Below are 23169 nucleotides of genomic sequence, written 5' to 3'. Positions count from 1 at the left end.
TTAAAACCGGACGTTGAGGCCGATCGTGTTGGTTTTGAATAGCGGATAAGTGCCCTGGTCACCTTTCGTCTCCGGGTCGATGATTTTCAGTTTGGTGAAAGTGAGCGGGTTTTGCGCATTCACATATACGCGCACGCCGCGTATGTGCAGGCGGCCGGTCACCGACGCGGGCAGGTTATAGCCCAGCTGCACGTATTTCACCCGCGCAAATGCGCCGTTGGCCTGCCAGAAATCCGACTGCAAACCGTTGTTACCCGGCGCCGTGAGCAGCCTTGGAAAGCGCGCATTTGTGTTTTCGGGCGTCCAGTAGTCGCGGTGCCAGTTCAAAGGCGTGCCGCCTTCCCCGGAGACGTTCAGGGGTAACGCAATGCGGTTGGAATAAAACACAGGCACTTTGCCGGTACCGGTTACCAGCACCTCGAAATCGAAATTCCGGACTTTCACCGAAAAATTCCCGAAATAGGTCGTCACCGGGTCCACGGCGCCGAGCGCTACGCGGTCGTCGTTGTTGATGATCCCGTCGCCATTCCTGTCGGCATACCGGATATCGCCCGCGCCCTGGCCGGCAATGATCGGCACGTTGGCATCCATATCGGCCTGCTGGATCAGCCCCAGGCTTTTGTACCCGTAATATTCCGAAATGGCCCGGCCTTTCTGACTGATCTTGTCGCCATCGATGATAGGCGTTTCCTGCGAAAGTTTCAGCCATTCCGAGGTATTGCGTGATAACCCGAGGTTGAGGCTGAAATTAATGCGGTCGGTCAGGGATCTGTTGTAGCCCGCTTTCAGCTCCCAGCCTTTATTCACCACGCTACCGATGTTGATCGGCCCGGTAAGCAATGCGGAGGTGAGCGTCGGCTGCGGGTTCAGGATGAGGTCGGTGGTTTTCTTGCTGTACCAGTCGAAAGTAAAATCCAGCTTTCTGCCGAAAAGGCTCAAATCTGCACCGATGTCGAGGATACCCACTTTTTCCCAGGTTATATCCGGGTTACCGATCGTACTTTCCGTGCCATTTCCGGTATTTACCGTGGACTGGTAGCGGTAAGGGGGAATATTGTTGTTCCCGAGCATTCCGTAAGATCCGCGCAATTTGAGCTGGCTCACAAAACGGACGTTTTTCATGAAGCCCTCATTACTCACATTCCAGCCCGCCGCCAGCGATGGGAAATTCCCCCATTTTTTACCAGGGGCAAAAAGCGAAGAGCCATCGCGGCGCATACCCGCTTCAATCAGGTATTTGTCCTTGAAACTGTAATAGGCTTTTCCAAAAGCAGACAACAATCCGATTTCCTGCCAGGCATCCGCATTGTTCATTTCCTGCGAAAAACCGGCGATGAAATTCACCCGGTGGTCCCCGAAATTCTTGTTGTAATCGATGTTTCCACCCGCATAATAGTAGCTCGAACGGTTCGTCGGGCCAGCGGATTTGATCGTTCCGTAATCCCAACCGGCCTTTTCACCCGTGAAATAATCGAAGAATACGAACGACTCCCGGTTGGTTTTGTCAGCCCCGGAAGACACACGGTAGCTGAACTGCCCCTTCACCGTCAAATCCCGCGAAACGTCCCATTTCGGGCGGAGGTTAATGAGTACCTCGTCGCGGATGCGCTGAATGGTGCCACCTTTCTCGATCTGCGCCACGGGGTTCCAGCTTTCACCGTAAGTCCCGTAATAGGCATATCCCGGCCGGTCGGGCTTTTCTGGGTATTTGGACATGATGTTCGGCGGTGCGGTATAAATCCAGTTGAGCAGTCGCCCGCTCTCGCCCCCGTACGCGTAAGGCTGCAACTGATCGTCGCGCGAGGCGAAAAGGTCCATAAACACGACTACATTCTTCCGCAGGTCAATGCTTGTGTTTGCCCGTACGTTCGCGCGGTTGAAAGTCGAGTTTTGGAGCATTCCGTCCTGTTTCATGTAATTGGCGGCCAGCGAAAACCGCGCAGAATTATTCCCGCCTGAAACCTGCAAGCCATGTTGCTGGATCATCGAATTGGACTTCATTAACAACCTGCCCCAGTTGGTATCCGGGTTACGGAGCGGCTCCACACCATTCCGGGTATTGCTGATCACTTCCTGCGAGTACGTCGGATCGCCGCCGGTATTCTTGCGGGCCTCGTTCACCATTTCCATGTAGGTGGCCGCGTCGACGAAATCGGGCTTGTACATGGGCGTCTGGTTGCCGTAAAACACATTGTACTGCACATCCACCTTCCCGGCAACGCCCCGCTTGGTCGTGATCAGGATCACTCCGTTGCCTGCGCGCGCCCCATACACCGATGCGGCTGCGGCATCTTTGAGGATCGAAATGCTTTCGATCGTATTCGGGTCGAGCTTGTTCATGTCGAACGGCACGCCGTCGACCAATACCAATGGGGAAGAGCCCAGCAATGAGCCCACACCCCGGATCTTGATCGAGGCCGCGTCGCCACCGGGCAACCCGGAGCTCTGGTTTACATTAATACCCGTAGTACCGCCCTGCAATGCCTGCGAAAGCTGGGTAATGGGTTTGTTATTAACGTTGTTCATCGAAACCGTGCTCACCGAACTGGCCAGGTATTTCACCTTTTGCTCCGAAAAACCGGTTACCACGACTTCGTTCAATGCGGTAGTGGTTTCCGGCAGGGAAATGATCAGGTTACGCTCGTTGCCGTTCACGACGTATTCTTTTCCCGTAAAACCGATGAAAGTAAATACCAGCACATCGCCTATTTGAGTATAAATCTCAAAAAACCCGTCGGCATCGGTGGTAGCGCCCTTTTGCGTACCCTTAATGACCGCCGTGACGCCGATCAGCGGGCCGGGCGGTTCTTTCTGGTCGAGTATGCGGCCGCGCACAAGGATGGTATCCGCCCGCGCGGTTTTAGACTTATTCTTTCCGGGCATTTCAGTGTCGCGACGGATCACAATGTTGTTCCCCATCAATGCATAAGTAAGGTGGTATGGCCGGAGGAGTTTCGGCAAAACATCGCGGAGCTTTTCGTTTCGGGCCCGGAGGCTCGCTTTGGGCAGGTCGGCGACTTTGCCCGTAAAAACGATATTGACATTCACCTGAGCGGCTATCTCGTCCAGGGCTTCGTTGAGCGGTACATTTTTGACGTGGACTGTTACGGCCTTTTCCAGCGCCTGCGCATTCGAATCGTGGGCGGCAGACAGGGAAGCAGCGCAACAAACAAGGAAGATGATAATGGCGCTGTATCTCATCGCAGTAAGAATATAGTGAATCACTTCACTCCTTGGGAGAGATTTTTTCATAATTTTGACAGGTTTAAAATGTAAATCAGCTGGTTGTGCGCGATGCCCTAGACTTCGACCCCTGTGGTACCGGCGCAATTTTGAACTTGCATTTTGGCTCTTTCCCCGGGTTCATGTCCGGGGATTTTTGTTAGGTAATGTGTTCCATCGTTTCGGTTTTAGGTGGTTACTTCCTTCGTACTAGTGTGTATTAAAAACAGCCTTCGGTAACGAGCCGGTAACCCGCTTCTCCTTCCCTTTCAATTTTGCCGTTTAACGACACCGCCAGCATTTCAAGAATGCGGCCTACTGGCTCGGTGTCGTCGAAATCCGCATGAAGTACCTGGCATTCCCGTGCACTTTCACTCACCCGGATCGGGACTGCATACCGCCGTTCCAGCGTACGGATCACTTCGTGCAGCGGTCTGTTGCGGAATTGCAGCTTGCCATTCTTCCACGAGGCAAGCGCACCGGCGCCCGGGCAAGGCTGCGCCACGAGTTTTCCGTCCGATTTTCCATACACGGCCTGCTGATCGGGCAGCAAATCCACCGACGCGCTGGCCGAACTCACCTTCACGCGGCCCGTCACTACCGACACCGCAACGGCCGGATCTTCGGGATAGGCCCTGATATTGAAGCTCGTACCCACGACGCGCGTACGTAATACGCCCGTGCGGATCACAAACGGGTGCGCGGGATCACGCGCGACGTCGAAAAACGCCTCGCCGGTGAGGCTGACATTCCGTTCGTTTCCTTCAAACACGCGCGGATAATCAACCGAACTGCCGGCATTCAGCCACACGTGCGAGCTGTCGGGTAATACTACTTCCTTGCGCTCGCCCGCCGCGGCCGCGGCGTGGAGCATGGTAACTTGCGGGGTTTCCGTTTCGCGGTGTTTGAACAGATACAGCGCCGTCCCTGCCGAGCATAAAACCAGGAGCCAGACGGCTGCATTACGGAGGTATGGCGCAACGAGCGGCCGCGAGGCTCTGCGGCGGGCCGACGCAGGATGGGCACCGACCGGTCGGATACCGCCGGTAATCTGCCGGCCGAGCGAGGCGTACACTTCATGCACAGCCTGCTTGTGTTTCGCTTCGTCGGCATTATCGGCATCCAGCTGTTCGGCGATCAGTTTGCGCAGCTGCGCCTCATCGTTGCCGGCCCGGAAATGGCCGAGCAGCGACGCCACCTCGTCGGAGGTGCATTTGTTTTCCAAATAGCGCATGAATAGCGCTTCTACGGGGTTAGGGTTTTCCAAAGTATTCGCGTTTGTTTTCGCTAATACGTTTGGAAGGAAACTGTCCTCTGCTCCTTGTCGAAAAAAATTTCAGTTTTTTCTTTGATGTATACCAAAATAGAAGCCTTGCTGCTACAAATCGCTGCCGATGAAGGTGATAATGAGCGAGAGCGCCACGTCGGTGCGGCTGGTGAGGTAGGTTTTGATGAAACGGTTGGCTTTTACAATATGGTCGCTGATGGTGGAATGCGAAATACCGAGCTGCGCTGAGATTTCTTCATAGGTTTTACCCTCGATTTTGCCCAGCACATATACCCGTCGCCGCATTTCGGGCAACTGGCTGATCGCCGTGTTGAGCAGTTCCAGGCTTTCGTTATAAATGACAGATTCTTCGGAATGGCTGTATTGTTCTTCCAGCATATACAACAAGCTGTCCGACAACTTCTTATCCCGCGAAACTTTCCTAAAATGATCGTATACCAGGTTACCGGCTATCTTGTAGAGAAATGATTTGAAGGATTTTTCCGGGTCGATCTGCCCGCGCATTTCCCATATTTTCAGGAAAAGCTCCTGCAAGATTTCTTTTGCGATGTCTTCGGATTTGACGAGCCGTAAAATATTGGCATACAACTTCAAACTATACTTTTCGTAAAGCGCCGTAAATGCCGGCTCATCGCCTTCTGCAAGCTTGTCGAGCAGTACTTTTTCATCCGTTGGCCTGATCTGCATCGTTTGTCGCAGCATAATATGATCCCCGTTTCCGGGTAGCGATGTTTGAATTAAATATGATCTTTTGTAGATAAAATAAGTAAATATCAGGGAGGCGACTATCCTGCCGTGTCGGATACAGCGCCGGAAATGTCCAATCGGGCGGCGGATTTGTCCGGTTCGGGTAAGTTCACCTGTCTGGCGGATGGGCGATCAGCTAATTTTGAATCATCCAAACGGGAAAATTACCCGGCGGACTTCCAACCATCGATCTCAAACATCCCAAAAATGAAAAATAGCACACAATACAGCCGTCGCAGTTTTCTGAGCCTCGCAGCCCTTACTTTCGCCGCGACGCAAATCTTTCCTGCCAAAGCCATGGCGGATAGCAAAAGAAACCCCGTTGCAGACCACGGCACTTACACATTCGGAGAAATCAAACAAATAGAAGCAGGTGTCTTGAATGTCGGCTACGCCGAAACCGGCCCTGCCACCGGTCAGCCGGTGATACTGCTGCATGGCTGGCCTTACGACATCCACAGCTATGCAAAATCTGCCGAATTGCTTGCTAATGCCGGTTACCGGGTGATCGTTCCGCATTTGCGCGGCCACGGTACTACGCGTTTTCTGTCAGATAAAACCTTCCGGAATGGCCAGCAGGCTGCCGTTGCAATGGATATCATCGCATTAATGGACGCCCTGAAAATTAAAAAGGCCGTCATCGGCGGTTTCGACTGGGGCGCCCGTACGGCCAACATTATCGCCGCATTGTGGCCCGAACGCGTCAAAGCGATGGTTTCGGTGAATGGTTACCTGATCAACAACCTCGAAAGAAACCAGCAGCCGCTGTCGCCCGCCGCTGAATGGGGCTGGTGGTACCAATATTATTTCGCTACCGACCGTGGCCAGAAAGGCTACACCGCTAACTGGTACGACTTCAATAAGCTAATCTGGAAAAACATCTCGCCGAAATGGGCGTTCGACGATGCTGTTTACAACCGCTCGGCCGAATCCTTCAAAAACCCCGATTACGCGGCGATCGTGATCCATAACTACCGCTGGCGGCTAAGCCTCGAACCCGGCGAGAAACAGTACGACGAAATCGAGCAAAAGCTGTTCGCAGGACCAACGATCAGCGTTCCGACCGTCACCCTCGACGGTGATTCGGACGGCGTCGTGCCTGCGGGCGACGGCTCGGCATTTGCCCGCAAATCCACCGGCAAGCACATCCACCACGTGGTGAGAGGCGCAGGGCATAACCTGCCCCAGGAGGCGCCCAAGGCATTTGCGGACGCCATTATCGAGGCCGATAACCTTGCGAAATGATATTGAAATGCCCTATTCCCAGCCTTCCGGTTTCGCCGGGAGGCATTCGTTGAAGCGGATGTTTTTAGAGTTTTCACCTTCAACATCCATCCAGATCCGTTTCTGCGGCGTTTTAAATACCACTTCTTCAAAAAGCACATTCCGGATATCCAGCCCGCGCAAAAGGGAGTCGGTGACGGTGAGCGACGCATTCCGGACGGTAACGCCGAGTGCGTCGCTGGCTTTAAAGGCAGTCCTGGCATGCACATCGGCATTTTCAATGAGCAGATTCGTCGCCGGCGACTCGGGAATGCCGGTAATGTCAATAAATGTCCGGGCCTTTTCCACAATAATATTCCGGGCCGTAATGTTGCGGTAGCCCGGCGTCAGCTTGTCCACCGGCCGGGCTGGCAAACGGTCGGCGAGTTCTCCCACATACTGTCGGCTGCCCAGCATATCGAACTTCACGGCGTCGCCGCGCAGGATCATACGTATGCGCTCGTAGGTGAGGTTGTCGCCGCCACCGGCACGCGAGCGGCGCGTTTTGAAGCGCAGACCGGTATCGGTATCGTCGAAAACACAGTCGTGAACATACACATTGCGGATCATTCCGGCCGTTTCGCTCCCGCACGTAATGCCCCCGTGGCCCTCGCGGGCGAGGCAATGGCGGATCACCACATTCTCCGTCGGCTTGTTCACGCGGATACCGTCGTCGCCCCTACCCGCCTTGATCGTGAAGCAATCGTCGCCGCAGCTGAGCGTGCAATACTCGATGAGCACATTCCTAGACGACTCGATATCGATCCCGTCGCCACGCGGAATGCCGACCGAACGCACGGTAATACCCCGGATGACCACGTGGTCGCAATACACCGGCACCACGTTCCAGAAGGGCGTGTTTTCCAATGTAATGCCTTCTATATAAACCTTTTTGCAGTTAATAGGCGAAATAAACATCGGCGGGAATATGAAACCGCCGTCCTTGCCTTCGTACACACGCTCGTGCACGGGCTTATCCGCCGGCACCACTTTCTCGATCACGTTCACGTTCATATATCGCTTCCTCACTGGCCCATCCGGTGGTCCCACCAGCTTTCCGTTGCCCGTAACCGCGATATTTTCCTGGCCATTGGCATAAATCAGCGCCCCAAGCGACATCAGCTCCACGCCTTCATTCCTCGTGAACACCGCCGGCAGATAATCCTCGATTTCGGGACTGAAATGTAATTCGGCCCCTTCGCTGACATGCAGGTTCACATTACTTTTCAGACTGATACGCCCGGTTTTCCAGATGCCGCGGGGGATCACGACGGTGCCGCCTTTCTTCGCGGCCGCTTCGTCGATGGCCGCCTGGATTACTTTCGTTACCATTGCCCCTTCCCGGGCACCTTTGTCATGGATATTGATGGTTAATGCAGGGAAAACCGGTTTCTTGAAAGCCGGCATCGGGAACGGCGCTTTGACCGGCGCGATCGTCGCAGGTAGCCTGGCAGCACCCACGTCCGCCACTTTTGGAACATTCCCGGCGAAGTTACCCGCTCCGATCTGCCCGTTTACGATCCCCCAGCTTGCGGAGGTTACCCAAAGAAAAATCCAGAATTTCAAATGCTTCATCATGTCTCTGCCCAAATATTCACGGGGAAGACGAGGGTCGGGCGCAACTACTCTTAAAAAAAGGGCGATTTTATTCGAAGCGAATGTGGGAAGCATTGCTATATTGGCTTATCAGCAAATTGAATTTTATGGAAAGAGAAGAAATCAGGTTTGTTCAAGCCAGGTATGGCCAGCTTAATCTCAATGCGCAACAGGCGGAAGTCGCCCTTCAATATGAAGAAATGCGAGACTCACGCTCCGATACGCATTTCTTTTCGGCCTGGGAAGAGTGGGATTTTGAATATAGCGTCTTCCGGGAAATACTGAGCGAAGAACAGATGATAGAATATCAAAAGCGTGTCGCAGAACAGAAAGAATGGCATATTGAAAATATCATCAATCAGGATCAAGCGAACAGCATTTCGCTCGATCACATACGGGAGACAGTCGACTACCTGAAAACGACGCTGATCCCCTCCATTTTATTCGACCGCTCACAAATGGTATTGTCACTGGTTTCCGATCGAAGCAAAGTTGACTATCTCAAAGTCAATTACCGAACTTTCCTGCACGACCGGCGAAAGCAAATACTGGTCGACCATTTTCGCTACAACAGTTTCTATGCTCCCATTCAGTTGAAATCTACGCTGCTGGGGCACTACGCATCCTGCCTGCTGCCCAATTATGTTGCATTTGAGGCCTGGATGGATGAACCTACCAGGGCCGTCGCGGAGTTTCTCAAAACAAAGCTATCACGAAAGCATTCCGAAATCAGAGAATTTCATTTGGGCAAGCTCGCCGAATCAAAGGCGTTTTCGCAGCAGATCAAAGAAAAATATTCCCGGCACTTCGAGGGATGGCATGTGTGGGAAGTGGACCCGCTACCCGAAGAACAAGAAAAACAGAACTGGCTGATGTCCATGCTGTTGCTGGATGGAAATGCGTATGGTTTCGAAGCCGTCCATTAGAAATCCAAACCTCGAATATTACGCCGCATGCTGCTTCCGATATTCAACTGGGCTTTGCGAGGTGTGTTTTTTGAAATAATTACTAAAATGGGGCGCTTCCAGAAAGCCTAACCGAACGGCTATTTCCTTGATGGTCAGCGAGGGATTTTGCAACATTACTTTCGCTTCGGCTACGGTTTTATCGGCGATCCACGCGCTGATGGATTTGCCGGTTTTGCTGCTGATCACGCTCGACAAATAGTTGACGTGCAAAAATTGCAGGTCCGCGTAGTCCTGTACGCGCAATTGCACTTCCACCTTCCCGTTCACCAAGTCCCTGAAATGCTGTTCGAGGTTTCTTTTGAATGTTTTGACAATCTGCGAACTGCGGTTGCCTTCGTAAATTGGATTATAGTCCTGAAAAAAATACTCCTTGATTTTCAACAGTAACGCGACCATCAGGCTTCCTATGATCCTGTTCTTGTAAGGAGAATTCCCCCGGTGTTCGGCGTGTATTTGCTGATAGAGCTGCCGGACGATGGTGAACTGATCGTCGGACAAAACGCGCGGCTCGACGGTTTCGGTAAGCAAAAAAGAGAAGTCCCGATAAACATCCTCGTGCACGTTTTCCTTTAAATAGGCTTCGTTGAATGTGATCAGGCAGGTGTCGCTAATGCTGGCCCATTCGAAAATGCGGTAGTTGCCCGGGTTGGTGAAGTATACGGTTCCCGGCCGCACCTCGAAAACCTGGTCGTCTATCGTGTATTTGCCAAATGCCTCGCGGATAAACAGAAAACTGAAATAATTAGGCCTGAAAGGAACCGATACGAACGGGAATTCGGTGAAGGTCTGTTGCAGGAAATGCACCGTCAGGCCCGACGACGCATCCACCGGGTCGACCGGCAGGCCCATCGTTTCGTACAGTTCGGGGAGGTCTTTGACTACCAGGTTACGCGCCATGCGTCAAAAATAAAGAAAACCGCTCAATAACCTGAACAAGTAATAAGATGCCGGGCTATTAGAAATGTTTGTACAACGCATAGAAATTATTACAAAACTAAGCTATTATTGCATCCTTTAACCCGACCCTATTTTGTCATTCATGACAAACACCCTTTGTTGAACCGGCTATGAAAATCGCGAAGATAATTCAACTTCTCTTCTTCTTCACGGCCGCCTTGCCTGCTTCCGGCCAGGAGGTCTCCGATTTCACGGAACAGCATTATACGAGCGACAACGGCCTGCCGCAAAACAGCGTCATGCAGCTTCGGAAGGACAAAAACGGGTTCATCTGGATGACGACCCAGGGCGGGCTGGTTCGCTTCGACGGGACGCATTTCGTGACATACAATCAAAGCAACGTACCGCAGCTTGCCGGCAACCGCATTATAGAACTGGGCCTCACGGGCGACAGCACTATTTACTTCAAGGATACCAGTTTTAAAGTCTTTTCTTTTGAGCAGAACAACCAGACTTTTGTATTGAATCCGCATGTAAGGAACAGGGCTGTAATACTTCAATCGCCGAGGGAGCAGTTCGATATCGTTCGCAACTTGCTACCGCAAGACCGCCGCCGGGTTGAATCGCTTTTCACTGCTTTTGCGGCACAGGTCATTTATCACCAGGTCGGAAGTCGTGGGGATGGTTTTCTGAGAATCGGCGATGTTGGCCTGCTATACCTGCGTAACAGGAAAGTGACGTTTTTGAAGACATTCGAGGAGGCGGTGATGTCTTTTGATAAGGCAGGCACGCTGAATAGCAGGCTCTATTTTCTCGGCCCGACAGGGCGGATTGCCTGTGTCGATTCGGCCGGACGGGAATATGCCGTCCTTGCCCGGACATCCGGTGGCGGTGCGCCGGACCTTGGGCCAAATTCGCAATTCTTCCAGCAGGGCGAGCGCCTTTTTCTGCATACGCCCGATACCTTTTATGAACTTTCACAGCCGGTCGGCGGCCCAAGCAATGTGCTTATTTGCAAACCTGTCCTGAAAACAGGCAACATAGGCAAGGTATTCTGTTATCTGAACCTCCCCGAATCCGGTATTCAGGTGGTGGGAACAGGGACCAACGGAGTATATGTTTTCAAAAAGAAACAGTTTAAGACCGTCCGCATTCCCGGGACTACCAATAATTTTTACAGTCAGCATTTGTACCAAAACAATGGCATCCTCACTGACTTGGGGGTTGTATTGCCCGGCGGCACAATCACCAGCCCGCCCTTCCCGCTCGGGCCCAGGAGTGGCATCCTGGTCGACAAGGCCCAGCACGTGTGGACTTACAGGCTGACGAGATACGTGGAGGAACGCGGTCCCGATTTGCAATTGATCCGTAAGTTTCACTCGTCCCTTGCGGTGGCAGAGTTGGCCCAGACTCCCGACGGAAACATCTGGGTTAATACGTTCTCCGGAAACCTCGGGAAAATCTCGGGGGATTCGATCCAATGGCTGAATTTACCCAGGAAAGTCAACACGTTTGCCCCTGCGGGCAACAGCAGTTTCTGGGCGTCGGATGGCAAAGGTTTGTTTCTGATGGATGTCGGGAAAGCCACTTTGCAGGATATCCCTGAGATGAAAGGCCGGGAAGTGAGGGCGTTTTATTATGATAAAAACAAAACACTGTGGACCGGGACCTATGGACAGGGTTACTATGCCGTTCGTAACGGGAAAGCTACCGCATTACCGCTCGACCGCAACGGTTATCTGCTCGTTGTGCATACTTTTCTGGAAGACAAACGGGGGTTTATGTGGATGACCACCAATCACGGCCTCTTCAAATGCAGGACCCGGGACCTGTACGACTACCTCGACGGCAAAGCCAAAAGCGTTTTCTATTACTATTATGACAAAAGCAACGGCTTCGGCAATAATGAATTCAACGGCGGCTGCGACCCGTCGTCGGTCGTATTTCCGGACGGAAAATTCTCCTTCCCGTCGATGGACGGGCTGGTGCAGGTATATCCCGACAGCATTATCGACATTCTTCCGGATTCGCGGATACTGATCGACAAATTTGTCGTCGACGGAAAAGAAAAGCCGTTCAGCAACGACTTGCTACTGGCCCCTTCTTTCAACCGGGTGGAAATTACGCTTGCATCGCCCTTTTTCGGTTTGCCCGAAAACCAGCTGCTGGAATACAATATCAAAGGCCTCGACGATGAATGGTATCAACTGAATGGCAGCCTGACCATTACCCTCAACCGGCTGAGTCATGGGGATTATTCGCTTCAAGTAAGGAAAAAGGCAGGCTTCGGACGTGACAATGTGAGGTTATTAACCAAGAATTTCACAGTAAAGCCGTTTTGGTACCAGACCTGGTATGCTATGCTGTTCGCGCTGTGCCTGCTGGCATTTTCGTTTTACCTGGTGGTAAAACTGCGCTATCATTACCTGACGCAACGAAAAAAGCAGCTTGAAGCACAGGTTCGCGAGCGCACGAAGCAGCTGGAATACAGCAACAAGCTGAAAGAAAAAATCGCGCTCCTGCTCGCGCATGACCTGCAATCGCCGCTGCATTTCCTGAACCTGCTGTCGGACCACGTCGCTGCCGCGCTGGAAAAAGACCGCCTCGACGACGTCAGGGCCGGTACTTCGGAGATTAAAAAAGCGGCAACGAATATCCATGCATTTGTAAAGGAGATCAATCTCTGGACCAAATCGCAGCAGGAAGGCTTCTTCCTCAGCAAGCGCCCGTTCCCGTTCGACGATCTGGCGAAGGAGTTGGAGGAGTTTTTTAAGGAAATGCTGCTTTTCAAAAACAATAGCCTTGAATTCATCAATCCGGGCGGATGGGAAATCCATACCAACCGCGAGATTTTAAAAGCGGTGATCCGCAACCTGATCGACAATTCCAATAAGTACACGACGGGCGGCCATATCCGGGTGGAGCTCGACAAGCTCGATGAAAAGTACCTGAGACTTTCGGTATCGGACAACGGGCGGGGTATGTCGCCTGCCGAGCTAAGCAAAATCAACCGGCGCATCGAGAACGTGCTCACGACGGCCGGGATCGAGCAAAGCAGCCGCCTCGGCTACCAGATCATCATCGATTTCGTAACCCGCCTCGAATGCAAGCTGGAAGTAGAGAGCTTCGTCGGACAGGGAACGACTGTCATCATTTCCGGGATTTTACCCAGCCAACCTAACTCAACAGAAGCTGTTTTGACGGACACCGCTCCGCCCAATTTTACTACGTTATGAAAAAGATATTGATTGCCGACGACCATTCCCTGGTTCGTTATGGCCTTAAAGTTGCATTACTCAACCATTTTACCGATCCGCAAATAGACGAAAGCTGGGATGGCCAAACCATTATGGCCCAGTTGAAAAACAACAAATACGACCTGATCCTGCTGGACCTGAGCATGCCCGACGCCGATACGGCTACCATATTGCACTGGATCAAGAGCTTTCAGCCCGATGCCAAAGTCCTTGTCGTGTCGATGAACAGTGAGGTGATTTTTGGAAAAAGGGTCCTGCAAATGGGTGCGCACGGCTACATCGAGAAAGACGCATCGCCCGAAGACCTGATCAAGGCGGTGGATACCGTGCTAGCGGGAAAAAAATACATGAGCGCAGACCTGGCGGACGTTATCGTGAACGACACGCTGAACCGGAAGGCGGTCAACCCGTTCGACGAACTGACGCCCCGGGAATTCCAGGTGGCGATGTATATCATTCAGGACTACACCATTACGCAGATCAGCGAGCTTATGCAGCTGCAATACACCTCCGTAAGCACATTCCGGCGGCGTGTTTTCGAAAAACTGAATATCCCCGACCGCAAAGCGCTTGTGCAGCTTGCGGAAGCTTACAAGCTCAGTTGAATAATTTCCGGTGCTTTCCACCCCATTCGCTGAGCTGCTGAAAGATCGGGCCGAATGCCGCCGCCATGTCGGTCAGCTCGTACTCGACACGGGGCGGCACTTCGGCGTACACCGTGCGCCGGACCAGCCCGTCCTGTTCGAGCGCGCGCAGTTGTAGCGTCAGCATTCGTTCGGTGATGTAGGGAAATTCCTTTTTCAGTTCTCCAAACCGCATCTTCCCTTTTTCCAATTTGCTGATAATCAAAATCTTCCACCTTCCTCCGATCTTGTTGACCGCATAGGTAAGATCGCATTCCACAATGTACTTTTCATTGCTGGTGTAGGTTGAATTCTCTTTTCTGGCTGCCATTACTTACACTTTTGTTAGTACCCCACAATTGGTTGTATAGCCTCCAAATTTAGATGCTTCCGGTTACGTTTGCAACCAGTTTTTAACACATTCGAAACACAGTTATGGATTTGCATTTAAAAGGGAAAACGGCCGTAGTAACCGGCGCCAGTCAGGGAATTGGTCGCGCCATCGTAAAAGAACTGGCCAGAGAGGGAGTGCGCGTATTCGCTACCGCCCGGAATGAAGAACGCCTTCGCAGCCTGCGGGAAGAAGTAGCAGCCGAAACAGGCATTCAGCCGATCGTTTTTGCCCAGGATTTCACAGCCCCGGACGGCCCTCAGCGCATTGCGCAGGCCGCATTGGCCGCATTAGGTGACGTAGATATCCTCATCAACAACGCCGGACAGAGCCGCCCCGTTGACATTACCGGCCCGGAACAGCCCTGGACCGACTCAATGGCCCTCGACTTCGACCGCCCGCGCCAGCTCACGCAGGCGCTCCTCCCCCGCATGGTCGATCGCCGGCAAGGGGTAATCCTGAACCTGACCAGCACCTACGAGCTCCGCAGCATCAATGTTTCGGCAGTAGCAAAGGCCAGTATGGCCGTGTGGTCCAAACAGCTGGCCGCTCAGGTCGGACAATACAACATCCGCGTCAACACACTGCAACCCGGATTGATCGACACCGCGAACATCCGGCCCTACTTTTCCGACGACGAGCGGAAAGCGTTTGCTCACCAGGAAATCCCGCTAGGAGATTTCGGGCAACCGCAGGATATGGCCGATATGGCCGTGTTTCTAGTTTCGCCGCGGGCGCGATACGTGACGGGCTCGGCCGTGGTGGTGGATGGAGGGATGCGGCGTTATCCGTTTTGAGTGATTTTTGGGGTAGAATGTTGGTGCTGAGACATTGGAAAAGTATCCCAAACCTTCGAAGTAACAGCTCCCGTTGAAAAACGGGACGTCAATTCTTCGCAACCGTCCTCACGCAACGCACCGAGGCGCCTTCCTGCTTTCCCATGCCGTCCTGGCAATGCAATGCCTTGCCGCCTGCGCCGAAATTATAATTCCACGCCGTTTGCGTGTCGATTTCGGTAGTTGTCCAGTAAAATCCGTGACCATTAAGTCGCTCGTATTTGCCGCCGTTAAATTCCCGGTTGCCGCCTAATGTGGCATTAAACCCGGATTCGCCGCCCGTTTGCAATGCCTTGTAGGCCGCCCTGCCCCAGTCCTTCGACTTATTGCTCGCGCCGCCGTATTGGTCGGACAGAACTTCCCAGTCCTTGCGGGACGGCAAACGCCAGCCGTCCCCCAGCATTTCGCAGGCCTGGGGTGCAGAAAAATAGGTGTATAACCGACCATAAATTTTGCAGTTTGCAGGGTCGTCGCCGAAACACCAGGAGCTATCCACACGGATGTTCAAATCCTGGGTCATCCACTGGTTTCCGTCCGGCATTAGTTTGACCGTGTAAGTATTACCGTCGCGGTCGCTGATAGTACCAGCCGTTTGGCAATTTGCCCGTCCGGTCATGATGCAAATGCAGATGATTAGCAGTGATTTCAGAAGACTGTTTTGCATGGCTAATGGCTTTTTTGGGTGAAGCCTATAAATTTAATCAATCTTCTCCGACAGTTGCAACAGGGTTATCCATCTGTAAGCTGCTGGCCGCCGCTGGTACGAATATTTTAGCCCAAGGAAGCACAATGCTTTAATTTACAACACATTATCAACCCAACACCAGAAACCATGGCAACCGCAATTACCATCTCGTTATTCATCCTGGCCTGGTACTGCGTGAAGGCGTACCGGAAAAACCCGGAACGTCCGGACTGGAACAAGGCAATCGTTACCGCCGTTTTATGGCCGTTGTCGCTGTTGATGAAACGATATCGTTAAACGAACCGCTCCGGGAGCTGTTCAGAGCAGCTTTTCCATGTAAATAGCATCTGCATGCGGGTTCGCATAATAAGCCGGTATCACTTCAAATCCGAACGACTCGTACAATCTGCGTGCGCCGGTCATACTGGCCAGTGTATCGAGCCGGAGCTTCCGGTACCCTAATTCCTTCGCGACGGAAACCGAACGTTCCAGCAGCAGTCGCCCCAACTGATGCCCGCGAAATTCCGGCCGGACATACATTCTTTTCAACTCGGCGATTCCCTCGCCTTTGCTGCGCACGCCCGCGCAACCGACAGCACGCTCTCCCGCATACGCAAGCACAAGCGCACCCGAGGGAGGCCCGTATTGATCCCGCACAGTTTCCAATTCTTCGTCAAATCCCTGGAAAGCAAGGTCGATCGGCAACGACGCCGCATATTCCTGGAAGAGCTCCTTCCCGTCGTCAAAATGGGCATCGCGTTCGGCGATCATCAGTTTGGGTGTATCATTCATAACCAACATTACGCTGCTTTTTCAGCAAAGCTCATCAATTATTGTCAATATGAACAGATACAGATCCGCGATTATCGGGAAGAACAGTCCCTACCCGATCCTTGGCCACCACATTCCCATGATAGCTCCAAAAATTCCGACGACCATTAGCGCAGTCAAGAGAAATATCGCTACGGCGGTGACCGTCATAGCGATCCGTCCTTTCGTTTTTTGCCCATAAAAATACAATTCGAGCAGCAAAAGCGATACCGGCAAGGCATAGACAAACACCGCCAGCGCGGTAAGAAACGGCCCGCTGAATGTACGGGGATCAAAACCAACCGGGCCGCCGTTGAGCACGAGCCAGCACATTAATCCCACCCTGAAAAACCATACACCGCTCACCACCATGAACAGCCGCATCGCCCATTTGCGGTGTATGTCGAACCGCCCCGCACGTGCATAATGCCATGCTAGCAAAGCGAAAACGATGATGTAGACCGTCTGAACACTGATACTGACATGCTGCACGTGGTCGCCCACTGCGCCGCGCGTCCATACCATCGCAAAACCGCCCGTGGCGACGATCACTGCCGTGGTAATGTAAACGCGCCCGAGCCAACGGTGAAACCGTGGCACACTTCGCCGGACAATCGGCATCAGCTGCAACGGCCCGCCAAAAACCAGGATCGCTGCCAGTAAAACGTGCAGGCCGACCACGAGGTTACCCGCCCAATCGCCTTTTACATAGCCGTGCGGCAATACTTTGTTCCAGTTTTCGAAGTCGCCCGAGGCGGTGCTTGTGCCATAAAATGCGATGATGTAAATGCCAAATGCCCATTGGCCGATCGTGGTGACTACAAACCAGGCGGTTACGGCGAGGTTCAGTAACTTCTGAGCATCTTGTTTACTGGTTTTTGAAGGAATGTTAATTGTCTCGGCCATCGTATCGCGCGTTTAAGTTTGGCCAAACTTAAAGCCGGTCATACCCCTCAGCATTAGACAAATGTCCAATATGGACAAGCGGTTTTATTCTTGTGTGAATGTGGTCTCAGCCATCGCCCCGCAGCCGGCTCAGGTGCCGCTGGGTGATACCGAGATAGGATGCGATGTATTTTAACGGCACATTCCTGATAATGCCGGGATTTGCCTTTACAAACTTCGCGTAGCGTGCTTCCGCCGTGAGATTGGCCATATCATTGATCCGCTCTTTGTCTTTTTGTAAATGCTCTTGCAAAATGTGAATCGTATAATCCTTCTGCGTGAAACTGCGCGCTGCTGTGGCGTCGACATCGTCCCGGCCAATTCGTAACAACTCACAATCGGTCACGCAATGCAGGTTCTCATTCGAAACCGTGCGGTTCATAAAATGAAAATACGAGGTAAAAAACCGGGGCCCGTCGTTCAGGTCCGTCGTGATCTCGTTATGGTCCTCATCCAGATGAAAATTCCGCATATACCCCGAGACGATAAAATTATGGTAACCCGGTACTTCCCCCGCCTTCTCGATCATCGTATCTTTTGGGACAAACACAGGTCTGAACGACGTCCGAACCGATTCCCGGTCGGCCTCGGGCAACGTAATCATCCGTGAAATGTATTCGAAGAGCGTCGTGTAGTAATGTTCCATGATTATCCGGCTTTCGAAAGTTTTATGCCAACTTCCACTTTTTCATCTCCCGGTCAAAGTCGCTTTCGAAACTTTTATCCTGCTCCACACGATAGTTTTTGGCTATGGACTATCCGGATTTCCCCGATAGTTGCCCCGCGTTCCAATTCACCGGAGTTGAAAATGTTTTGAAATGCCACTTTACAAGGAGTGCCGTTCCGATGATCCTCCGGCTCTACCCGATGATCGTAGATTTTTATTTCAAATTTTTACACATTCTGCCGCTATTTGCGTATCCTTTATATGAATTACAATCGTTTATGGAAAAAAGGTATAGTTGTGTGAATATCGGCCCATTCAAACATCAGGAAACCCATGCTGCAAAGAATACCACAACCGCTTCTCCGAAAATACTTCCTCCTCACCCTGCTGACGCCGATAGTGGTCCCCGCTGCGGCGCATAGTAAATATGTGATTCCCGACAGCCTTGACATCCGTCCGGCTGTATTGCAAAGCATCCGGATCTTCGGCAAAATCACCGACGAATCTTCGCGACCTGTGGCGAATGCAGCCGTTCTCATCGCCGGTTCGGAGCGCGGTACCGTCACCAACCTTTCGGGTCTTTTTGAAATTGCGGACGCACCGCTGAGCGGCACACTGGTAGTAAAGCACCCCGATTTCGAGACAAAACAGGTCTCAATCGGGAAATCGGCGGCGGAATATGTGATCCGGCTGAAATCCCGGCCTGAATCCGTGGCGGCACGCTCAAAAAGCCACGCCAAAGCTTCCTTAAAAGACTCGGAGGTCGGCTGGGCCAACGAAAGCAGCAATTCCATGCGGGTGGACCGGTGGCCCTATTTCCCCGGCGGCTACAAAGGATTGAACAAATTTCTCGCCAACAACCTGCAATACCCGCACGAAGCGCTCGAAACCGGTATCGAGGGTTCGGTACGGGTATCGTTCCTGCTAGACGAGGACGGGAATGTGAGTAGCGGACGGGTCGTGAGCAGTCCCGGCGAAGAGCTGGACGACGAGGCGCTCCGACTTGTAAACAGCATGCCCAAATGGACGCCAGCGCAAAAAGACGGCAAACCGATCGCCGTCTGGTACACCATCAGCATTCAGTTTGACCCGGAACTCGACAAGCTGCCTCTCAAAGTAAAGGAAGAGGTGCCGAAGCTTTTCAGCAAGAAAATAAAGCTGGAACCCTGGAAGGCGCCGGTACTCGTGAAGGATGAACTGGAAAAGCTTTTCCGGAACCGCAAGCTGAATTTATCGGCACATGAACCACCCCAGACGAGGTTATCCGGGTATGGTTACGGCTTCGTCACGCCCAGGCCCCTGTACGCACCCCCGCCCCTCAAAATCAGAACATTTCCCTGATAAAAAACCCGGCCGGCATTGTGTTAATTATAAGTAACCTTCATATATTTATAAAAACAAATCCCTGTTTGTAAAAATCGATTGTTCAACCTAACCGGAGATTGAATGAAAACTTTTACAACCATCTTATTTCTGGCCATCGCGGCCGGTTTTGCAGCGTATGGCCAGCAGCAGGTCGCTCCAAACCAGCAAAAGATCATCCCGCAACGCTCCCGCGTGGCCGTGCGCGTGCTCGACAAGTACACCCTTCGGCCCGTAGAAGCTACGATCATGGTAGTGGGGCAACGTCCCGAAGACCTCGTTGTGCCACTTTTTGAAGACGGCGCCTACCAGTTCAAAATGTCGGCGAGGGACATGGGCGTTATCTCGATCCACGCCCACGGTTATGAAACGCATTCCGAGGTGATAGCGGCCCGTACCCTTCGTCCGACAAAGGTTTTTTATTTAACACCGATAGGAAACAGCGATTCGAGTAAACTGGCGGCTGCCAAGGTATCTGAACTGGATTTGAAAGAAGAGGTCGAAACCGTGCTGCTCTTTACCCAAAGCGAGCCCGACTTGCTGCCGGAAAGCAATTACGAGCTGGAAATCCTCGCAGATTACCTTGTCAGGAACACGGCGCCGAAGATCGAACTGTACGGGCATACCGACGATGTAGGCGATCCGAGGAAGAACCTGCTGCTTTCCTTCGACCGCGTCGACGAGGTCAAAAAATACCTGATTTCGAGGCGTATCGAAATGGGCCGCATTCGGGGGAAAGCATTCGGCAGCGGGTTGCCCGTTGCGCCGAATGATTGCGAAGCGAACCGCAGGCTCAACCGACGTGTCGAAATACGCATTGTCCCGTAGATTTTTCCTTTTCAAATTAACTTCCCAAAAAATCCATTGAAAGGTGGAGAAATGCGCACTTTTGTAGTGCATATTTGTTGTTTAGGGCAAAAGAATCCCCAAACAGCGACATTTACCAGTATTAGAATCGAATATGAAACAAGTAAAAGCCTCCATTTCAGGCATCGAAGGATATGTACCCGACTACATTCTAACAAATGCCGAATTGGAGACACTCGTTGACACCAGCGACGAATGGATCGTGAGCAGGACCGGCATCAAGGAACGCCGCATCCTGAAAGAACCCGGACTCGGAAGCTCGCACATGGGTGCCAAAGCCGTAAAGGGCCTCCTCGAAAAAACCAACACCGATCCCGCTGAAATAGACCTCCTCATTTGCGCAACCATTACTCCTGATTTCGTCTTCCCAAGTACCGCCAACCTCATCTGCGATCAGCTGGGTATCCGCAACATCGGCAGTTTCGATGTGAATGCCGCCTGCTCCGGCTTCGTTTACGGCCTCGAACTTGGCGCCCAGTTCATCGAAACCGGTAAATATAAAAAGGTAGTGGTAGTAGGTACGGACAAGATGTCGGCCGTGATGGATTACACCGACCGCCGCACCTGCATCCTCTTTGGCGACGGCGCCGGCGCCGTATTGCTGGAACCCAATACCGACGGCTACGGCGTGATCGACACGCTGATCCGCTCCGACGGCGTCGGCTATAACAACCTCGTGCAACGCGGAGGCGGAAGCCGCTTCCCGGCCAGCCACGAAACGGTGGACGCGCGGCTGCATTTCCTGCACCAGGACGGCCAGCAGGTGTTCAAATCGGCGGTGCGCAATATGGCCGACGTTTCGGCGGAAATGATGGAACGGAACCACCTCTCCCACGACGATGTGGCGTGGCTGGTACCCCACCAGGCCAACCGCCGCATTATAGAAGCAACGGCCAACCGCATGGGTGTGGGTATGGATAAGGTGATGATGAACATCGCCCATTACGGAAATACCACCGCCGCAACCATCCCGCTTTGCCTTTGGGATTACGAAAAACAGCTCAAAAAAGGCGACAACCTCATATTCTCCGCATTCGGTGCCGGTTTCACGTGGGCTTCGGCTTATGTGAAATGGGCCTATTAAAATAAAGGCCGTCAGGATTTATGAGCATTCATAAATCCTGACGGCCAGTCACTTCTATATCGATTCGCTACGCCGAAAGCGCCATTCTTCCCAATATCTCGTGCGTCTCGCGGATGCGCCTGCGGGCGATGGGGATCACTTTACCGCAGCTGAGATGGATGTAGTCCGGCCAGCGTGATGCGATGTGCCGCGCATTGATGCTGTATGATTTGTGGATACGTAAAAAGTCGCTGCTCAATTCCTCCTGAACTTCTTTCAGACATTTCGAAACCAGGTGCTTTTCATGCCGGGTGTATACAAATGTGTAGTTTCCGACACCTTCCAGACAAGTAATATCGCTGGATTTCACGGAGATCGCTTTCCCAAACTTGTAAACTGTAATGGCAGGGACGTTTTTGGCTTCGCCGGCGCCTCCCGACGGAACGCCGCCCGACGGAACGCCGCCCGACGACATAATAGACAGGTTTTTCATGGGTGAAAGGACAGGTTGATTTTTCATGGACTGGTTTGGCAATTGGTTTTTTACTTTCATGGCTAAATTTATTTGACTTTCATGGCTAACAGGCGCTTGGGCTGGCAGTGATCGCTGAGGAGCTTGAAGTCCCGGTTCGTTGCCAGCAGCGATACAAAAGTGGTATAACAATTCGCCCCGGGAAACAGCTACCCGGGTGAATTGTAACTTTTACCTCATGAATAGGCTAAAACGGGCGGTAAACTGAAATAGCCGTTTGCTCAGCCGAAAGCGCCTTTTGCAGGTTTAAATCACATTAGGCGATCTTTTGAGACAGTTTAAGCCACCGATACGGCTTTAACTCCACCCCGCTTCCAAATGGATTGTACCGCTTTATTTTCGCGTGAATTGAATATACGTGTAGATGGTCCGGGTGACGCTTACGTTACTTTCGGCGCTGGACAAGGAAGACGATCGTGGGTCGCAAACGCGCCCACGATTTCAAAATCTGGATGGGTAAACGGGCGTTTTTAAAACGAAAGCATTGCATACTGGCCCGCAAGTTCGGGGTAATGCACGGTGATTACTTCCTGCAACTGCGCCCGCGCCCGTGCGTACTGCGAGCGCACGGTGGCTTCGTTGATTTCCAGCATCGTGGCGATCTCCTTGTGGCTGTAACCATCCACGGCGTACATCAGGAACACCGTTTTGTAGATCGGTTTCAGTTCGTGGATAAGCTGCATGATTTCCCCTGCGGTAATCCCGGAAACCGCGTCCTCGGCAATGCCCGGTTCGGGGATTTCGTCGAATGCCGTGCGTGCGGCATAATGCTTTTTGTTCCTTCTGAAATAGCTGATCGCATTGTTCACCATCACCGTCCTGAGCCACGCCTTGAACGGCTGCTCTGGATCGTATTTTTCCAGGTTGTTGAAAACTTTGAAAAACCCTTCATTCAACACTTCCTCAGCCTCCTCCGGCGAATAGGTGTACCGCAGGCAAATGCTTTTGGCATAACCAAAGTATTTTTTAAACAAAATATGCTGAGCCTGACTGTTCCCCGCAATGCAAGCCGCGATCACCGAGCGGAAATCGTTCGGATCGAAAATGATTTTATTCAGGAATTTGAGCATACGTTCTTACTTTTCAATGGATCATTCAGCGGGTCTACCTGTTGCTTCCGCGAACTGCCGTCCGGGATCGCCCAATACAA

General features: G+C 52.3%; 21 protein-coding genes. 9 read left to right on the top strand and 12 right to left on the bottom strand.

Annotated elements, in window-relative coordinates; genetic code table 11:
* The 3 genes from BMW93_RS26255 to BMW93_RS26245 all read right to left on the bottom strand — a co-directional run bounded on the left by BMW93_RS26255 (window position 1) and on the right by BMW93_RS26245 (window position 5212).
* Complete coding sequence (locus tag BMW93_RS26255; protein WP_090383425.1) at window positions 1-3252, bottom strand: TonB-dependent receptor; 3252 nt, start codon at window positions 3250-3252, stop codon at window positions 1-3.
* A 190-nt stretch (window positions 3253-3442) separates the two neighbouring features.
* Window positions 3443-4489, bottom strand: coding sequence for a FecR family protein (locus BMW93_RS26250; RefSeq protein ID WP_090383422.1), 1047 nt, complete (start codon window positions 4487-4489; stop codon window positions 3443-3445).
* Between the two features lie 111 nt (window positions 4490-4600).
* On the bottom strand, window positions 4601-5212 hold the full coding sequence (locus tag BMW93_RS26245; RefSeq protein WP_090383420.1) for an RNA polymerase sigma factor: 612 nt from the start codon (window positions 5210-5212) through the stop codon (window positions 4601-4603).
* Between the two features lie 252 nt (window positions 5213-5464).
* Here BMW93_RS26245 and BMW93_RS26240 point away from each other — a divergent pair, with 252 nt between their 5' ends.
* Window positions 5465-6502: an alpha/beta fold hydrolase gene (locus BMW93_RS26240; protein ID WP_090383418.1), complete on the top strand. Its 1038-nt coding sequence runs from the start codon at window positions 5465-5467 to the stop codon at window positions 6500-6502.
* Between the two features lie 12 nt (window positions 6503-6514).
* On the opposite strand, the gene BMW93_RS26235 is transcribed toward BMW93_RS26240, so the two are convergent.
* A complete protein-coding gene (locus BMW93_RS26235; protein ID WP_229240828.1) occupies window positions 6515-8191 on the bottom strand; it encodes a glycoside hydrolase family 28 protein in 1677 nt (558 codons plus the stop codon).
* 32 nt (window positions 8192-8223) lie between these two features.
* Here BMW93_RS26235 and BMW93_RS26230 point away from each other — a divergent pair, with 32 nt between their 5' ends.
* Window positions 8224-9042 carry a hypothetical protein gene (locus BMW93_RS26230; protein WP_143061728.1) on the top strand — a complete coding sequence of 273 codons (819 nt, stop codon included), beginning with the start codon at window positions 8224-8226 and terminating at the stop codon, window positions 9040-9042.
* A gap of 18 nt (window positions 9043-9060) precedes the next feature.
* Here the strand turns inward: BMW93_RS26230 and BMW93_RS26225 are convergent, their stop codons facing one another.
* Window positions 9061-9981 (bottom strand): AraC family transcriptional regulator, encoded by a 921-nt coding sequence (locus tag BMW93_RS26225; RefSeq protein WP_090383413.1) that lies wholly within the window; start codon window positions 9979-9981, stop codon window positions 9061-9063.
* A 170-nt stretch (window positions 9982-10151) separates the two neighbouring features.
* Between BMW93_RS26225 and BMW93_RS26220 the strand changes: the two genes are divergently transcribed.
* The gene (locus tag BMW93_RS26220; protein WP_090383411.1) at window positions 10152-13217 is read left to right on the top strand and encodes an ATP-binding protein; all 3066 of its coding nucleotides are present in this window, start codon (window positions 10152-10154) and stop codon (window positions 13215-13217) included.
* Complete coding sequence (locus BMW93_RS26215) at window positions 13214-13843, top strand: response regulator transcription factor (RefSeq protein WP_090383408.1); 630 nt, start codon at window positions 13214-13216, stop codon at window positions 13841-13843. The genes BMW93_RS26220 and BMW93_RS26215 overlap by 4 nt, the downstream gene beginning before the upstream one ends.
* Here BMW93_RS26215 and BMW93_RS26210 read toward each other — a convergent pair.
* Window positions 13836-14192 carry a helix-turn-helix domain-containing protein gene (locus BMW93_RS26210; RefSeq protein WP_090383406.1) on the bottom strand — a complete coding sequence of 119 codons (357 nt, stop codon included), beginning with the start codon at window positions 14190-14192 and terminating at the stop codon, window positions 13836-13838. The genes BMW93_RS26215 and BMW93_RS26210 overlap by 8 nt on opposite strands.
* Window positions 14193-14296: 104 nt before the next feature.
* Here BMW93_RS26210 and BMW93_RS26205 point away from each other — a divergent pair, with 104 nt between their 5' ends.
* Window positions 14297-15049, top strand: coding sequence for an SDR family NAD(P)-dependent oxidoreductase (locus BMW93_RS26205; RefSeq protein ID WP_090383402.1), 753 nt, complete (start codon window positions 14297-14299; stop codon window positions 15047-15049).
* A gap of 88 nt (window positions 15050-15137) precedes the next feature.
* On the opposite strand, the gene BMW93_RS26200 is transcribed toward BMW93_RS26205, so the two are convergent.
* Window positions 15138-15752 (bottom strand): FISUMP domain-containing protein, encoded by a 615-nt coding sequence (locus tag BMW93_RS26200; RefSeq protein ID WP_090383400.1) that lies wholly within the window; start codon window positions 15750-15752, stop codon window positions 15138-15140.
* Window positions 15753-15920: 168 nt separating this feature from the next.
* Between BMW93_RS26200 and BMW93_RS35580 the strand changes: the two genes are divergently transcribed.
* Window positions 15921-16070: a hypothetical protein gene (locus tag BMW93_RS35580; RefSeq protein ID WP_177194200.1), complete on the top strand. Its 150-nt coding sequence runs from the start codon at window positions 15921-15923 to the stop codon at window positions 16068-16070.
* Window positions 16071-16091: 21 nt separating this feature from the next.
* Here BMW93_RS35580 and BMW93_RS26195 read toward each other — a convergent pair whose 3' ends face one another.
* From BMW93_RS26195 to BMW93_RS26185, 3 genes are all read right to left on the bottom strand, one after another.
* Complete coding sequence (locus tag BMW93_RS26195; protein WP_218147739.1) at window positions 16092-16565, bottom strand: GNAT family N-acetyltransferase; 474 nt, start codon at window positions 16563-16565, stop codon at window positions 16092-16094.
* 90 nt (window positions 16566-16655) lie between these two features.
* Window positions 16656-17489: a DUF2306 domain-containing protein gene (locus tag BMW93_RS26190; RefSeq protein ID WP_090383397.1), complete on the bottom strand. Its 834-nt coding sequence runs from the start codon at window positions 17487-17489 to the stop codon at window positions 16656-16658.
* Between the two features lie 106 nt (window positions 17490-17595).
* Window positions 17596-18174, bottom strand: a complete 579-nt coding sequence (locus BMW93_RS26185) for a Crp/Fnr family transcriptional regulator (protein ID WP_090383394.1) — start codon at window positions 18172-18174, stop codon at window positions 17596-17598.
* A 354-nt stretch (window positions 18175-18528) separates the two neighbouring features.
* Between BMW93_RS26185 and BMW93_RS26180 the strand changes: the two genes are divergently transcribed.
* The 3 genes from BMW93_RS26180 (at window position 18529) to BMW93_RS26170 (ending at window position 21508) form a co-directional block, all read left to right on the top strand.
* Window positions 18529-19536 carry a TonB family protein gene (locus BMW93_RS26180; RefSeq protein WP_090383392.1) on the top strand — a complete coding sequence of 336 codons (1008 nt, stop codon included), beginning with the start codon at window positions 18529-18531 and terminating at the stop codon, window positions 19534-19536.
* A gap of 105 nt (window positions 19537-19641) precedes the next feature.
* Window positions 19642-20385, top strand: a complete 744-nt coding sequence (locus tag BMW93_RS26175; protein WP_090383391.1) for an OmpA family protein — start codon at window positions 19642-19644, stop codon at window positions 20383-20385.
* 133 nt (window positions 20386-20518) lie between these two features.
* Window positions 20519-21508: a beta-ketoacyl-ACP synthase III gene (locus BMW93_RS26170; RefSeq protein ID WP_090383389.1), complete on the top strand. Its 990-nt coding sequence runs from the start codon at window positions 20519-20521 to the stop codon at window positions 21506-21508.
* Window positions 21509-21575: 67 nt separating this feature from the next.
* Here the strand turns inward: BMW93_RS26170 and BMW93_RS26165 are convergent, their stop codons facing one another.
* Together BMW93_RS26165 and BMW93_RS26160 are read right to left on the bottom strand one after the other, a co-directional pair.
* Complete coding sequence (locus BMW93_RS26165) at window positions 21576-21980, bottom strand: LytTR family DNA-binding domain-containing protein (RefSeq protein WP_229240826.1); 405 nt, start codon at window positions 21978-21980, stop codon at window positions 21576-21578.
* A gap of 509 nt (window positions 21981-22489) precedes the next feature.
* Window positions 22490-23089: an RNA polymerase sigma factor gene (locus BMW93_RS26160; RefSeq protein WP_090383384.1), complete on the bottom strand. Its 600-nt coding sequence runs from the start codon at window positions 23087-23089 to the stop codon at window positions 22490-22492.
* Between the last annotated feature and the right edge of the window lie 80 nt (window positions 23090-23169).

Source organism: Dyadobacter sp. SG02, from assembly GCF_900109045.1.
GTDB lineage: Bacteria > Bacteroidota > Bacteroidia > Cytophagales > Spirosomataceae > Dyadobacter.
This window is presented reverse-complemented; position numbering and strand designations above follow the sequence as displayed.

Excerpts from the sequence above, each read along its gene's own strand:
- BMW93_RS26255 (WP_090383425.1), bottom strand. The coding sequence starts at position 3,252 with ATGAAAAAATCTCTCCCAAGGAGTGAAGTGATTCACTATATTCTTACT.
- BMW93_RS26245 (WP_090383420.1), bottom strand. The coding sequence starts at position 5,212 with ATGCTGCGACAAACGATGCAGATCAGGCCAACGGATGAAAAAGTACTG.
- BMW93_RS26240 (WP_090383418.1), top strand. The coding sequence starts at position 5,465 with ATGAAAAATAGCACACAATACAGCCGTCGCAGTTTTCTGAGCCTCGCA.
- BMW93_RS26235 (WP_229240828.1), bottom strand. The coding sequence starts at position 8,191 with ATGCTTCCCACATTCGCTTCGAATAAAATCGCCCTTTTTTTAAGAGTA.
- BMW93_RS26230 (WP_143061728.1), top strand. The coding sequence starts at position 8,224 with ATGGAAAGAGAAGAAATCAGGTTTGTTCAAGCCAGGTATGGCCAGCTT.
- BMW93_RS26225 (WP_090383413.1), bottom strand. The coding sequence starts at position 9,981 with ATGGCGCGTAACCTGGTAGTCAAAGACCTCCCCGAACTGTACGAAACG.
- BMW93_RS26220 (WP_090383411.1), top strand. The coding sequence starts at position 10,152 with ATGAAAATCGCGAAGATAATTCAACTTCTCTTCTTCTTCACGGCCGCC.
- BMW93_RS26215 (WP_090383408.1), top strand. The coding sequence starts at position 13,214 with ATGAAAAAGATATTGATTGCCGACGACCATTCCCTGGTTCGTTATGGC.
- BMW93_RS26210 (WP_090383406.1), bottom strand. The coding sequence starts at position 14,192 with ATGGCAGCCAGAAAAGAGAATTCAACCTACACCAGCAATGAAAAGTAC.
- BMW93_RS26205 (WP_090383402.1), top strand. The coding sequence starts at position 14,297 with ATGGATTTGCATTTAAAAGGGAAAACGGCCGTAGTAACCGGCGCCAGT.
- BMW93_RS26200 (WP_090383400.1), bottom strand. The coding sequence starts at position 15,752 with ATGCAAAACAGTCTTCTGAAATCACTGCTAATCATCTGCATTTGCATC.
- BMW93_RS35580 (WP_177194200.1), top strand. The coding sequence starts at position 15,921 with ATGGCAACCGCAATTACCATCTCGTTATTCATCCTGGCCTGGTACTGC.
- BMW93_RS26195 (WP_218147739.1), bottom strand. The coding sequence starts at position 16,565 with ATGAATGATACACCCAAACTGATGATCGCCGAACGCGATGCCCATTTT.
- BMW93_RS26190 (WP_090383397.1), bottom strand. The coding sequence starts at position 17,489 with ATGGCCGAGACAATTAACATTCCTTCAAAAACCAGTAAACAAGATGCT.
- BMW93_RS26185 (WP_090383394.1), bottom strand. The coding sequence starts at position 18,174 with ATGGAACATTACTACACGACGCTCTTCGAATACATTTCACGGATGATT.
- BMW93_RS26180 (WP_090383392.1), top strand. The coding sequence starts at position 18,529 with ATGCTGCAAAGAATACCACAACCGCTTCTCCGAAAATACTTCCTCCTC.
- BMW93_RS26175 (WP_090383391.1), top strand. The coding sequence starts at position 19,642 with ATGAAAACTTTTACAACCATCTTATTTCTGGCCATCGCGGCCGGTTTT.
- BMW93_RS26170 (WP_090383389.1), top strand. The coding sequence starts at position 20,519 with ATGAAACAAGTAAAAGCCTCCATTTCAGGCATCGAAGGATATGTACCC.
- BMW93_RS26165 (WP_229240826.1), bottom strand. The coding sequence starts at position 21,980 with ATGAAAAACCTGTCTATTATGTCGTCGGGCGGCGTTCCGTCGGGCGGC.
- BMW93_RS26160 (WP_090383384.1), bottom strand. The coding sequence starts at position 23,089 with ATGCTCAAATTCCTGAATAAAATCATTTTCGATCCGAACGATTTCCGC.